The 13924-nt window shown below is 34.5% G+C and carries 15 protein-coding genes; 1 reads left to right on the top strand and 14 read right to left on the bottom strand.

Going from position 1 to position 13924, the window contains the following annotated elements; all coding sequences use genetic code 11:
• The first annotated feature begins 143 nt into the window (after positions 1–143).
• On the top strand, positions 144–1403 hold the full coding sequence (locus tag Q0F04_RS02235) for a DNA repair protein (protein ID WP_295749644.1): 1260 nt from the start codon (positions 144–146) through the stop codon (positions 1401–1403).
• A 26-nt stretch (positions 1404–1429) separates the two neighbouring features.
• Here the strand turns inward: Q0F04_RS02235 and Q0F04_RS02230 are convergent, their stop codons facing one another.
• From Q0F04_RS02230 to Q0F04_RS02165, 14 genes are all read right to left on the bottom strand, one after another.
• On the bottom strand, positions 1430–2680 hold the full coding sequence (locus Q0F04_RS02230) for a type II toxin-antitoxin system HipA family toxin (RefSeq protein WP_295749643.1): 1251 nt from the start codon (positions 2678–2680) through the stop codon (positions 1430–1432).
• Entirely contained in the window at positions 2680–3000 is a 321-nt protein-coding gene (locus Q0F04_RS02225; protein ID WP_117572039.1) for a helix-turn-helix transcriptional regulator, read from the bottom strand. Before Q0F04_RS02225 ends, Q0F04_RS02230 begins: the two co-directional genes overlap by 1 nt.
• A gap of 163 nt (positions 3001–3163) precedes the next feature.
• Positions 3164–3490 carry a YolD-like family protein gene (locus Q0F04_RS02220; protein ID WP_295749639.1) on the bottom strand — a complete coding sequence of 109 codons (327 nt, stop codon included), beginning with the start codon at positions 3488–3490 and terminating at the stop codon, positions 3164–3166.
• A gap of 70 nt (positions 3491–3560) precedes the next feature.
• Positions 3561–3989: a hypothetical protein gene (locus Q0F04_RS02215; protein WP_295749636.1), complete on the bottom strand. Its 429-nt coding sequence runs from the start codon at positions 3987–3989 to the stop codon at positions 3561–3563.
• A 161-nt stretch (positions 3990–4150) separates the two neighbouring features.
• Complete coding sequence (locus Q0F04_RS02210) at positions 4151–5521, bottom strand: LTA synthase family protein (RefSeq protein WP_295749633.1); 1371 nt, start codon at positions 5519–5521, stop codon at positions 4151–4153.
• A 38-nt stretch (positions 5522–5559) separates the two neighbouring features.
• The gene (locus tag Q0F04_RS02205; protein ID WP_295749630.1) at positions 5560–5847 is read right to left on the bottom strand and encodes an HU family DNA-binding protein; all 288 of its coding nucleotides are present in this window, start codon (positions 5845–5847) and stop codon (positions 5560–5562) included.
• Between the two features lies 1 nt (position 5848).
• Positions 5849–6844: an NAD(P)H-dependent glycerol-3-phosphate dehydrogenase gene (locus tag Q0F04_RS02200; RefSeq protein WP_295749628.1), complete on the bottom strand. Its 996-nt coding sequence runs from the start codon at positions 6842–6844 to the stop codon at positions 5849–5851.
• A 16-nt stretch (positions 6845–6860) separates the two neighbouring features.
• Positions 6861–8165, bottom strand: a complete 1305-nt coding sequence (gene der / locus Q0F04_RS02195) for a ribosome biogenesis GTPase Der (RefSeq protein ID WP_295749625.1) — start codon at positions 8163–8165, stop codon at positions 6861–6863.
• A gap of 20 nt (positions 8166–8185) precedes the next feature.
• Positions 8186–8836 (bottom strand): (d)CMP kinase, encoded by a 651-nt coding sequence (cmk, locus tag Q0F04_RS02190; protein ID WP_117572032.1) that lies wholly within the window; start codon positions 8834–8836, stop codon positions 8186–8188.
• Between the two features lie 11 nt (positions 8837–8847).
• Positions 8848–9612, bottom strand: a complete 765-nt coding sequence (locus Q0F04_RS02185) for a hypothetical protein (protein WP_117572031.1) — start codon at positions 9610–9612, stop codon at positions 8848–8850.
• A 66-nt stretch (positions 9613–9678) separates the two neighbouring features.
• Positions 9679–10239, bottom strand: coding sequence for an elongation factor P (gene efp / locus Q0F04_RS02180; RefSeq protein WP_117572030.1), 561 nt, complete (start codon positions 10237–10239; stop codon positions 9679–9681).
• Between the two features lie 251 nt (positions 10240–10490).
• Complete coding sequence (locus tag Q0F04_RS02175; protein ID WP_117572029.1) at positions 10491–11465, bottom strand: zinc dependent phospholipase C family protein; 975 nt, start codon at positions 11463–11465, stop codon at positions 10491–10493.
• Positions 11458–12927, bottom strand: coding sequence for a DUF2779 domain-containing protein (locus Q0F04_RS02170; protein WP_295749622.1), 1470 nt, complete (start codon positions 12925–12927; stop codon positions 11458–11460). Before Q0F04_RS02170 ends, Q0F04_RS02175 begins: the two co-directional genes overlap by 8 nt.
• 33 nt (positions 12928–12960) lie before the next feature.
• The gene (locus Q0F04_RS02165; RefSeq protein WP_295749619.1) at positions 12961–13920 is read right to left on the bottom strand and encodes a WYL domain-containing protein; all 960 of its coding nucleotides are present in this window, start codon (positions 13918–13920) and stop codon (positions 12961–12963) included.
• Positions 13921–13924: the final 4 nt, after the last annotated feature.

Below are 13924 nucleotides of genomic sequence, written 5' to 3'. Positions count from 1 at the left end.
ACCTTTACTTATATAGTATCAAAATTTAAATAAAATACCAGTGAAAATTTATAAACTTTTTAAGAAAGTCTCAAATCTATCTTGAATTTTTATTTACTTTTAACTATGATTTAATACGAACGATATGGGGTGTGGAGGTATTTATGCAAAAAACATATTTATGTATTGATTTAAAATCCTTTTATGCATCCGTAGAATGCGTTGAACTCGGCCTTGACCCTTTTAAAGTCAACCTTGTGGTGGCAGATCCTACTCGAGGTGGTGGTGCCATTACTCTAGCTGCAACACCCGCCATAAAAAAATTAGGCGTACCTAGTCGAGGCCGTATCTTTGAGATTGATCCGTCTATTGAATATATGATTGCGCCACCTAGAATGCATTTGTATATGGAATATAGCTGCAAAGTCTATAAAGTCTTCTTAGAATTTATTGCCAAAGAAGACATTCATGTCTATTCCATTGATGAATCTTTTTTAGATATCACAAGCTATTTAAAACTCTATCAAGTCACTGCCAAAGAACTCGCCAAAAAAATGTTAGATCGTATCTATGAAAAGACAGGTCTTACAGCGACTGTTGGCATTGGAACCAATTTATATTTAGCTAAGATTGCGATGGATATATCTGCCAAGCACAACGCCGATCGCATGGCTTATTTAAATGAAGACTTATATCGTCAGACATTATGGCACCATACTCCTATGACCGATTTTTGGATGCTTGGAAATGGAACTGAACGAAGATTACACAAATTAGGCATTTATGACATGTATGACTTGTGCCAATTCCAGATTGAAATATTATATAAAGAATTTGGTGTCAACGCCGAATATATCATTGATCATGCCTGGGGCAAAGAGCCTACGACCATTCAAGACATTAAAAATTATAAATCGAAACAACATTCTATATCCAATTCACAAATTCTTTTTGATGATTATTCCTATCAAAATGCCTTTGTGGTCATGAAAGAAATGGTCGATCAAAATGTATTGACATTAACTGAAAAGCATTTGGTGACAAGACAAATCTCTTTAATGATTGGCTACTCCAAAGACTGCATCAAACCAAGCTGTGGCTCATGCAAGATTACCAATTGTACAAATTCTTATTCCATCTTATTAGAAGAATTTAAACGACTCTATATCCGCATTGTGAATCCCAATTATCCCATTCGCCAAATTGCGATTAGTTTTCAAGATGTGAAAGATGAATATTATTATGAGAACTACAATTTATTTACAGACGTAGAAAAAGTAGAACGAGAAAAAAAGCTACAAGAAACCTTAGTTCAAATCAAGCATCGCTATGGTAAGAATGCCATCTTAAAAGGAATGAACGCATTAGACTTTGCAACTGCTAAGAAAAGAAATACTCTTATCGGTGGCCATAACGCATATTAGAGGAGTTTATTCACTCCTCTAATTTTTTAAAATTCGTAACATACACTGAAGGCAGGACGCATTTCTTCGATTTGATCACGATTAATTCCGTATTTTATGGCCAATTGTTCCCAATTATTTTTGACAATCGTTAATATTTCATTTGCATAAGCTTCAGCATCAAGCTCTGTTATATCATAAAAGTAAGCTGACGAAATAGCCAAATCAATCGAAATACTATTATCATAGGCGTCAACATTCAAGGAGAGCATATCTCCATAAGGAACTGGATTCACATCGTAAAGTGGAGATAATTTCCACCCTTTGTCATTTAAGATAAATCCATGATTTCTTAAATGATCATCTGTATTAGATACAGCCATACTAAAAATAATGCGTTTAAAAAGCTCAATTAAGTCATCTTTTGGACTAGCACCATAGGCTTTAATAAAATCAACTATATCTACATAGCTTGAACCATCGTCCGATGAAGCTCCATCATTTTTTCCTAGCATTGTCATAGCCGAAGCAAAGTGTATTCTTTTTTCTCCATCTCGATCAAATCGTTTAACAAGAAATGTACTACCATCCTTAGAAAACTTTTCAACTTTTGATTCAGGTACATTTAGACCACATAATTTTGCCAAATCATGAACTACTTTCTCCCATGCCCCGACATTATACTCATCATTTTTTGATGGAAATTTTGCAATCCACAAATTACCCTGTTCATCTTCAACAGTGGCTTTTGGCCTTGCTCCACCCAAAGAAGAACCAGGTTTTAATAATTGCTTAAGCCATTTATCATTTAAATAATTATCATCTTTTTCAAATTGCCTAGACGCTTCTTCTAAAGTGCGAAGTGTTGCCCAAGGTGGTGCTGCCGTTTCTTTATCATCTGAAAGAAACGGACCATTTTCATTTTCTTTAAATCGAAGTGCGCCAACACGCGTTTGATCATATACTCCAAGTAAGAAATCACTATCATACATTTTATTAGGCTTTCTGCTTTCAGTTCTAGCTTTAATTGCTTCACGACGCTTCATGAGAACTCGTCCCCATCGATCTGGAGAAGCGTCTGCAAACATTCCAAAAATGTTCTTTTCAGTATATTGTCGGCCACTAAACATTGAAATATCCGGATCTAAACAAAAAGAAAATTTAGATTGTTTTAACCAGTCTTGATCGTATTCAAATGAATAATGTTCAATACCGCGAAGTGTATCAACATATAAAATACCTAATTTTTTTGGTTCTGAAGAACTGAAGTTCTCATATACTAATATCTTCCGTTCCATCATTTATCTCCTTTCGGCGCACGTTTTTTGACCTGCATTTTTAAATCTTGCATTTTTCTACCAAATTCATCATCTTTTGCGACAAGCAATAAATCTTTATCCAAATTATTTAAAGCATGTAAAACAGCAGCATAAACTCCAATTGCTACTGATGGTCTACCTTTTTCAACACTCCACAAAGTTGCACGACTTATTCCCGCTCTTTCGGCAACAAGTTGGGCAGATAGTTGTCTGCGTAGTCTAGCTAATTTTATTTGTTCACCCATAGTAATCAGAATTTTTTCAGTACTTGGTAAAACAGTTACGGCCTTTTTACCCATGTATACCACCTCCATGTTAACGTTTATATTTATAAACACAAAATACATATATGTTTATATTTATAAACATTATAACATATAAATCATCTATTCTCTGCTAAATTTTAAAATAAGTAACACCAGGAAAAAGTATTGGTGGCCATAACGCATATTAGAGGAGTTTTCACTCCTCTAATTCTATGTAACTAATTTGTTTCAGGTTGATCTTTGTCTTTACGATTTGAAGTATTTGCGTATCCAGATTGATTTTAGAAACAACACCTGTGATTCTTTTATAATTGATACGATCATAATATTCAATTGTGACAATCATACCCTTTTGAATCTGATGCACTCTTTCGTCTAAGATTTCATAATCATCCTGCGATAAAATTCTTGGACTGACGATTTCCACTTCACATTCTTGAATCATTTCTTTAAAGCCTTTTAAAGAATCAAAGCTCTGAAAGATCTGAGCTCGATTTTCTTTTTTCTTATGTATTAAATCCATGCGTATCACATCCTTACAAAGATATAATACGTATTTATTATATAAATTCAAGATAGATTTGAGACTTTCTTTAGAAATTTTCTAGAATGTATTTTTGTGTGTTCAAACACTTTCTTAAACGCACTTGCGTATTATCTTCATTTGTATCTGCTTGTTTAAAATGATTTGAACTAGCCAATCGAGAATAATAAGCATCTAGATAGTCTTGTAGTTCCATATACTTATCTGTATCTAGATTTAATTCAAAACCTTCGTGACTCGCTTTAAAATCATTCATTTTATCCAATTCAGCTAATAAGCCGTCAATGATTTCTAAAGTTAATTCATCTTTTTTAGCTGCCTTTAAATATTGGTTTAAACGCTTTTTAAAAACCATCGTATTAAAGGTTCCATTCTCTTTCATTTTCTCTACTTTCTTTTTAAAGAAGTAAGATCCAACAGCTAAAGAAGCGGTAGTCGATAATAACGCTATAAATTTGATTTTTTGTTTCTTTGTCATAATTAAAACCTCGATTCATCTATTTACATTTTACTTTAAAATGAAAAAACATTCCACTAAGGAATGTTAGAATCGTAGCATCTGCATGAAGGTCGTTATCAGCATCGAGAAAACGATGAACGCCACGACTAATATAATAATGAAACTGCGTAATTTTTTTCTCACATGAGCCTCCTATATCGATCTGATTTTCTTTTGATTTCTTGATCAACAAGATCTGCATCGATTTCTTCTGTAAGCGTTGGCTTGTCACTAAATAGATTTGTACCAAGACCTAATTTATCCCCTTTGATCTTGTATCCTAAAGCCGCTAATATTGTAGGATAAAAATCCATCGTCGTAAAGTCACGATTCTTTTCTTTTATCGGCTTTACTTTAGAATGAATAAACGCATTCCAAACTCTACGATCAAAATTTGAGGAATATGTATTATGAATATATTCAGCCGCCATACTTGTATGATCTCCTTGAATCACAATGACAGTATCTTTGTAGAAATCTTGTTTCTTCAACCATTCCATAAAATCTTTTAAATTTTCATCTGTATGAAAAATTGAATTCGATAAAGATTCTTTAAATACATTCTTACAAGATTTAGATTGATATCCATATGGATGGTGCGTGTCGACAGTCAACATTTCAAAGTCAAAAGGTTTAGAGGATTGAGATAAATCTAAAATCTTCTCTTTCGCAAATTCAAATAATTTATCATCTTCAAAACCCCAGAATTCATGATAATCCTTGTCAAGAATTCCTTCTTCTTTTAAGGATACTGTATCTTGTATATCATAATGACCATGTTGATCAAAATAGCTTCTTCTTCCGCCAAATGTCGCATCCGAACCAATCATAAAGACACGATGATATCCATCTTTTTCTAGAATATCTCCAAGCGTATTTACATTAGGCATAAATGGAACTTTTTCCTTACAGAATTTATGTTTTAAACTAAAAATCAAAGGAAGCCCTGAAGTACTCGCCACTATACCTCCTGTTGTCCATCCTGTTCCGGTTAAGACTCTAGCCCCTCCTATTTTTTCATTTTGCGAAAAAGAGACAGAGTCTTTAGTAAGCTTGGTAAGATAAGGCAATAAATCTTCATCTGCATTGCCCCCATCTTCCTTTTTGGCATACGTTGTTTCCATTGATTCCAAATAGATATGAATAAAATTCATCTTCTTATCCGGAGAAATAACTTCAGATTCCACATAGTGTCGATCATAGAAATCTGTCTTTTTAAATTGGTTAAAAACATATGAAAAGAAATGAATCTGACAAAGTCCATATATGCAACAAAGTAAAAGCATGAGAATTGCGATGTTTTTATTGGTCCAACTAAAGATCAGGCCAAAAATAAAACCAGGTAATAAACACTTTTTCATCCATCCAAAAATAAATTGCGTATTGGTTCCCTCCAATGGGACTTTGATGTGATATACAATTTGTTCAAAACTCGATAAACCAAAATAAGAATAGGCCCACTTACTTGAAATAGCTAATGTAAAGCCTAAAGTCACAATCAATAAGCTCATAATCAATCCTTTCTAAAGACAAAAATAGGTCATATGACCTATTTGTTGCACTTATTCTTTAAAGTCTGGCTTGGACGGAACTTTGGAAGTTTTGTAGCCGGAATCATCATTCTTTCTTTTGTGACTGGATTGATTCCCATTCTTGATTTACGATCAAAAATTTCAAACTTACCAAAAGCTGTGATATCTACATGACCATCATTTGCCAAGGCATCACTCATTTCATTAAAAATCAAGTCTACCGCAAATGCTGCGTCTTTTTTAGACAAATTTAAATTGATTGATAAAGCCTGTGTTAAAGACTCTTTATTTACATACTTACCCATATTAAAATTCCTTCTTTAAATCTCTAATCATTAAATCTTGTGCACAATCACTTGGAAGTTTTCCATTGTATAAAATTTGGTAAACTTCTTCACAAATTGGCATATCAATACCATTTTCTTTCGCAACACGATGAACGATTTTTGCGGTACGAACACCTTCTACTGTTTTTGTGTTGTTCTTAAAGAAGTTTTCAACCGAATTCTCTTTTCCAATTTGATAACCCGCTTCAAAGTTACGAGAATGTACACTCGTACAAGTTACAATCAAGTCTCCAATACCAGTTAGACCCATGAATGTTTTTTGTTGCCCACCAAAATGAACACCATAACGAATCATTTCCTGTAATCCACGTGTAATCAAAGCTGCACGCGTATTATCTTGATAGCCTAAACCAGATAAGATACCTGATGCGATAGCCATAACGTTTTTAATGGCTACACCAAGTTCAGAACCAATCTCATCATTTCCTGTATAAATACGTAGGTATTGATTTGAGAATAAGTTTTGAACAGCTACGGCATCCTCATTGTTTAAACTGATCGCATCAATAGTAGTTAATAAACGAATGACAACTTCTTCTGCATGACTTGGACCAATTAAACTTACAACTGAGCTTAATTTATCTTCATCAATACAACGACGAATCACTTCAGACATTCTTTCATTTGTTTCTGGGTGGAATCCCTTAGAAACGTTTATAATAATTGTCTTTTTATCTAAGATATCATTGATTTGGTGACAAATTGGATCAATCGCAATTGTTGGTACTGCCAACAATACAATATCAGCACCTTTGACACATTGAATATCGGTTGTTGCCTTTAATTCTGGATTTAATTCAACATCTCCAAAATATTTTGAGTTTTTATGATTTTCATTAATATCATTAACTTCAGCTTCTGCAACACCATACACTAAAACTTCTTGATGATTATCTTGTAATACTTGAGCTAAAGCTGTACCCCAGCTTCCACTACCAATCACAACTGTACGCATATTTAACTCCTTACTATTAGCGTTTACGAGCCAAAATCTTAATTGGAGTTCCCGTAAAGCCAAATGCTTCTCTTAATTTATTTTCAATATAACGAGCATAACTAAAATGCAATAATTCTGGATCATTGACGAATAAGACAATTGTTGGTGGCTCAACCGCAACTTGGCTCGCATAATAAATCTTTAATTGTTTTCCCAAGTGAGGTTTTGCCGGATTCATCATCTGTGCATCCAAAATAACATCATTTAATACATTGGTTGGAATACGTAATGTACATGCATCATGTACTTGATCAATCAAAGGAATCAATTGATTCACTTTACTTCCTGTCAGTGCAGAAGTAAACGCAATTGGTGCATAATTCAAATACAAGAATTGAGCACGAATTTCCTTTTCGATCTTAGCCATGGTCTTCTCATCTTTTTCAACAGTATCCCACTTATTGTAGACAATGATAACACCTTTACCTGCATCATGTGCAAGACCTGCTACGTGCTTATCTTGATCACGAATCCCCTTTTCACCATCAATCAAGAATAATACGACATTACTACGATCAATGGCACTTAAAGCACGTAAGATTGAATATTTTTCAATATTTTCATAGATCTTACCCTTTTTACGAATACCTGCCGTATCAATGATCATATATTCTTTGTCATCCACAAAGAATGGCGTATCGATCGCATCTCGCGTAGTGCCTTCTACATTGGATACAATTACACGATCTTCTTTTAAGATGGAATTGACTAAACTTGATTTACCAACATTAGGACGACCAATACAACAGAATGAAGTGATTCCTTCATATGGAGCGATGTCTTTTTCTGGAAGTTTTTCCATCACGACATCCAACAAGTCTCCTAGTCCAATGCCGTGTGCACCACTAATCGCAATTGGATCTCCAAGACCTAATGCATAGAATTCATATACATTCATCTGCATTTCTGGATTGTCCACTTTGTTGCAAGCTAAAATCACTGGCTTTTTACACTTTTGCAGCTTTCTTGCGATGATCGTATCATCTGTCATGACTCCTTCTTTGGCAGAAGTTAAGAAAATAATGACATCCGCTTCCTCAATCGCAATATCTACCTGCATATTGATTTCCTGGGCAAATGCCTGGTCCTCAATTTGAATACCACCCGTATCGATCAAGCGAAAAGTTTGTGTCAGCCATTCCACTTCACCATAAATTCTATCTCTTGTTACTCCGGGTGTATCATCTACAATGCTTTTTCTTTGTCCAATCAAACGATTGAATATCGTTGATTTTCCGACGTTTGGCCGACCTACGATGGCCACAGTACCTCGAATCATATTGTGGTCCCCTTTCTACATTATCCAACTATATCTAATACTCTTGAAACGACTTCATCAATTGTTAAATCAGAAGTATCAATTTCAATCGCATCCTCTGTTTTTACTAAAGGCGAAATTTCACGATGCGTATCCTGATAGTCTCTTGCGACAATATCCTGATAGATCGTTTCATAATCGGCTTCGATTCCCTTTGAAATATATTCATCATATCTTCTTTGGGCTCTAGCCTTACTCGATGCACTCATAAAGATCTTTACTTCTGCATCTGGCAAAACAACGGAACAAATGTCTCTACCATCTACAATAAAGCCTTTATTGGCACATACTTTTTGTTGAAGATTCACTAATTTTTTACGCACAATACCAAGCTGACTCGTTTTACTTGCCTGCATAGATACATTGTTCATACGAATTTCTTTAGATACATCTTCCCCATCTAAATATACATGGTTGTCTTCATCAAAATGAATATCAATGGAATCCATTAAATCACTCATTGCCTTTTCATCTTGAATATTAACTCCATCTTTTAATGTCTTATATGCCACACAACGATACATAGCACCCGTATCTAAGTGTCGCATATTCAACTTTTCTGCAACAATATCCGCAATCGTACTTTTACCGACCCCACTAGGGCCATCAATCGCAATATTAATTTTTTTCATGTCCATCCTCATTAAATATTCTTAAATGTCCATACTAAATAGCCGATGATCGCAACTAAAGCTAAAATCAATACAGCTAATACGACATTCAATACGATTTCTGAACTCTTCTTTTCTTTATGGCTGCTAGCCTTTTCAAAATCCGAAGTTTTCATACGCATTTTTGCGCTAGGCATAGATTCAAGTTCATCACGCTTTTCTTTTTTGCGCTTTGACTTTTTCTTCTTATCCTTTTTAGGCTGTTCTTCCGTTTTATCAAAATCATCATGAGAAAGATACATCAAATCCAATTCATCATCCACTGGCTTTTTAACATCCTCTACATCCTGACTTGTAAGAACGATTTTTTCTTCCTTAGGCTCTTGACGAGTGATTGTCGGTCTTGGTTTTGAAATCTTCATTGTTGAGCCTAGATCTTCATCATCTGTATCCATAGGAATCACATGTTGATTTCTCTTCATTGTATCACTGCTTGTTGTGTCTAACTGTTTTAAAATATTGATCTGCGTATCATCTGTGATACGGTTTCCATTATCAATATTATATTGTTTCACTTCTCCAAGTAGATCTTCCATCACTGGAGATGTAGGCATTTCTTTTACAGTAGGCGAAACACGCACTGTATCATGTGGATACAATGGTTTGTTGGCATGTGAGCCACTATCTACGCGCGATAATCTTTGTAGTTTCACTGGCTGCGCTTGAGCAGCCGTTGTTTCTTCATCTAAACGATCTCTAAGTTCTTGATACTTTTGTTTTCTTGAAAGTTGAGTCATAAGTACCTCCTAAACATTCCTTACTATTATACACTATCTCGCAAAAAAAGAAAAATAGGCGATTGCCTATTTTGCACGTCCTGAATATTTTCCGTCGTTTGTGTTGACAACGATCATTTCATCTTGGTTGATGAATAAAGGAACTTTAACTTCTAATCCAGTTTCTAATACCGCATTTTTACTTGCACTAGTAGCTGTATCACCCTTTACGGCCTGTTCGCATTCAACGATTTTTAATGTTGCCTTATCCGGTAAAATAACACCTAAGATTTCACCTTCATAGCTAGAAATGTTTACGTTTGAATTTGGAACAATAAAGTTTCTTTCCCATTTTAAACGATCCATAGGAATTTCAACCTGGTCATATGTTTCATTGTCCATAAATACCATAGCATCATCTGTATCATATAAGTACTGCATTTCTCTTTTTTCAATCTGAGCTGGTTCAACCTTTTCGCCACCACCCCAAGACAATTCAACATTACTTCCAGTACGAATATTACGAACTTTTGCCTTAACAACCATGGCACTACGAGCTGTTTTATTTTGGGATGCTTCTAAAACTGTATAGATTTCGCCATCGACTAAAATTGTAAGACCTGGTTTTAAATCATTTGAACTAATCATGTTTATTAACTCCTTTTAAATTGTATGTATAACCTAAATTATTTTATATCACGCAAAAAAATTGTCAAGAAAAAGAAAAAAAGCACCGAAGTGCTTTCTCTCATCGAAAGGATCGATAAAGTAATTTCTTATGTGTTTTAAGGAAGGATATATACACACAAGATGGATATTGAGTCGAAAGGTGAGCCATACTTTCTCTCTCTTACCGTCTTTATAATACGCCTAATTTGTAAACTTGTAAACCCTTCCACCTATTTTTCCCAAATTAAATCAAAATTTGTCATTTCCTTGTGATCATTTGTACCCAAATTATAGTTTCGATCTTTAATCAAATTTAATAAGTCGCCATCTAAATCTGGATTTTCACACGCCGCTAAGAATAAGCGAATGGCCTCCATCGCAAGAAGCTGTGCTTTATCGTATAAGTCAAAGAAACTCTCTGTTGAAACAAACGTATCATCACTTGGATGCACCCAACGAGTATGTAATAAATTCATCACATCATATGGATCATCCGGCTCATTTGGTACGATATATCCAGACAATGAATTGTAGGCTTTTGTGAAAGTCTCTAATGTTTGAAGTGCCTTTAACTTATCTCCAGAAGCATCATAGAATAAGGATTCTATAAAATGCCAATCCTTTAAGCTTTCCATGATCTGGTGTGGTTTGATTTGAAAGCCTAGAATTTGACGGATTGCTGGCACATAAATACGTGCAATAGCACGCGCCTCTTCTTTCGATGCATCACTAATTTCATAGAATTTAAAATCTTCAATCGTACATTCTTTTTTCACCTTCAACATGATCGCATCAATCAACGATTCAAAACGATGATGATACCATGCACTCTTGCCTTTACAAGTTCCTGTACGATAGAACACATATGGATGGCTTGTCGCATCCAATGCCCAGTGACATAAATGTCCACAAACATAGGTCATCATATCTTTTTTAATGTCTTCATTGGCTTCATTACGAACGGAAATCAAGGCTTTTTGATAAAATTCATTCACATGACCTGCATGAAACATAGAACCAGAAACACGTAAATCACTCTTTTTAAAGAAATCCTTTGGATTCATACCATGAAAGAACAAAAAGTCAGGTCCATTTGAACCAATTTCCAATAAGTGAAGTCTAGGTTCAAATAAATCATGCGTATTTTCATCCACCTTATCAAAAATTTCCTGTGCAAATAAAGTATGAGTAATAATATTAGGCATCTTTTTCGACCTCCTTGATCAAGCCATGAAATACAACATATTCTGCATATGTATCCATCTGACAATATGTTGAAATGGCTTCTTTTACTTCTTTTTTCTCTTCTTCATTCTTCTCATCATATGTACGATACGCAAATACGGCATTTAAACCATTTTGAATATCCAAATCATGATAAGAAACATCTTTTGAGAATACAGGCAATATACTCTTCAATGAATAATGCCCGCGCATTTTTGAATTGTAGTAGAGTCCTGCCTCAAATGGTTTTGATAAATCCACCATTCTTGCACAAATCGACTCTAAGTCTTCTCTATATTCCTCAAATTGACTCGCCAATTGTTTCAATCTTAGCTTTTCAGCCCCCTCCATATTATAAACAAGAATCGTTCCCGTTTTAGGAAGGTCTTTGATCAATTGTTCGACAAAATGGCGGCGACAATCTTTAGATTCAAAGAAGTTATAATGCGTTAAATTGCCATCCGAAGTTTCAACATGAAGACTGTACTGAAAACACAATACATCAAAAGGTTTCATATTCTTATAGGGTGGTACCGCAAAAGTATCCCATTCAAAATCTAAATACGAAATTGGATATTTGATTTGTTTCATCCATACTTGTAAGGCTGCACGATCCATAAATGGTTTTTGCGTTTTACTCGCCATATATTGCGCATATTGAAGCCGGAATCCTTCGATTTGGTTCAATGGCAACTCATGAATATGACGAATACCACGATCATATGCATCTAACTTATGTTGATTGGTTGTAAAGAATAAAATCGAATCGTCCGGTTCATTGGATTCATCAAAACATACAGAATAGTAGTTGCATCTTCTTAATGCTGTACATTGTTTTGTACGAACTGGCGTAACACTTGGTCGACTTAGAATTTCTTTTGTTCTTTCAATCCAACTATCCAAATCAATATCCACTTCATCCATGCATTCATCAATTGTTTTTGATAAGTGATTACGCTTATTGAATAGCTTGTCACTCATACATAAGAGTTCATTTAAATCCAATTCATCCTGGCGAACATATTCTTTATTTAAATAAACAATGCGATTTTCAACCACACGAACCCCACAATGTGCCAAAATGATTTGATTGACCTTCATGATCAATGCTTCATTCTCTTTTGGATAGGCACTTAAATGTGGGTATACAGCCATATATCCATTCTCTAATTTTTTTAGATATGGAATCTTTGTACGACACTCCTTATATTCAAAGCGTGCAAAACATACGACTTCATTTTCTTCTAATAATTGTAAAGATTGTTCATTTGAATCCATAGAGTGGCCTAAGCCGCATTCATTCGCATTTAAATAATTTCTCCATAGATCGGAAAACGGACAATCCATTTTATAAAAACTTTCCTGGTGAAGTGAATTGTGGGCACTGTTCCAACAAAAACAGTCACATTTCATTTCACGCATTAAATCTGATACATGTAACATAAAAATTTCACCATATCTATTGTACTTCAATTTTTAATTCTTTTCATCCCTATACGCATTTAATATTTTTTGAACACGAGTCAAATAGGCAGATTTTACATCTTCAGGCCCTAAAATTTTCATTTGATCACTCATAGAAAACAAAGATTGATACAAGTTTGACATGTCGTCTGTATAGAATTCAAAATCTGTATATGTTTCTTGTTTATGGATGGCTTGTAGTTTATTGCCCCAATATTTTTCTTTAAATAAACGAAGTCCATTTTCTGTATGATAGACACGTACTTGCACTTGTTTTAAATCCAAAGGAATCAAAGAATGTTCTCCAATGTAGTTGCTTAAATGGAAGTGATTGTCACGAATGAAGTGTCTCGATGAAATTTCACATGAAAACATACGTTGTGAACTAAAGCGGTACATACGATAGTCTTTTCTCAACAAAGAAAAACCGATTAAATAATAAGACTTATGGTAGTGGATGATTTCATAGGGTTCCACCTCAAATTGTTTAGGGGCTTCATCCTGTAAAGACTGGTACGACAAAAGGACGCAAAGACCATGGTTCATGGCTTGTTGCGTCTTATCGATCATACTTGAGATCTTTTCATCGATTTCCATAGAATTGGACATATAGTGTAAGGAATCGTTGGATGAAATCTTACTTGTCGAAATAATCTTATCCATCGCATCACAGTATAATGGAAGGGGCTTAAAGTCTTTTTGTGTACGCATAAACTTATAAGATTGCACCAAAGCATCCTTTTGTTCGTCACTAAAAATAGTGACTGGAAGATCATATTCATCATTTAAGATATATCCTCCATAGCGCCCTTTTACTTCTTCTACATTATATCCAGCTAGTACAAGCTCTTTTTTAAATTCACGAATGTTACGTGGATTGACTTCCAATTCTGTGGCAAGCTGTGTTGTGTTCATTTTCCCTCTTACCTTTAATAGTTGTAACATGCGAATGCATAAGTTTGTTCGATTCATCTCT

It is taken from the genome of uncultured Holdemanella sp., from assembly GCF_934772795.1.
GTDB lineage: Bacteria > Bacillota_I > Bacilli_A > Erysipelotrichales > Erysipelotrichaceae > Holdemanella.
The sequence above is the reverse complement of the archived record's forward strand: the minus strand, read 5'-3'. Positions and strand labels throughout refer to the sequence as shown.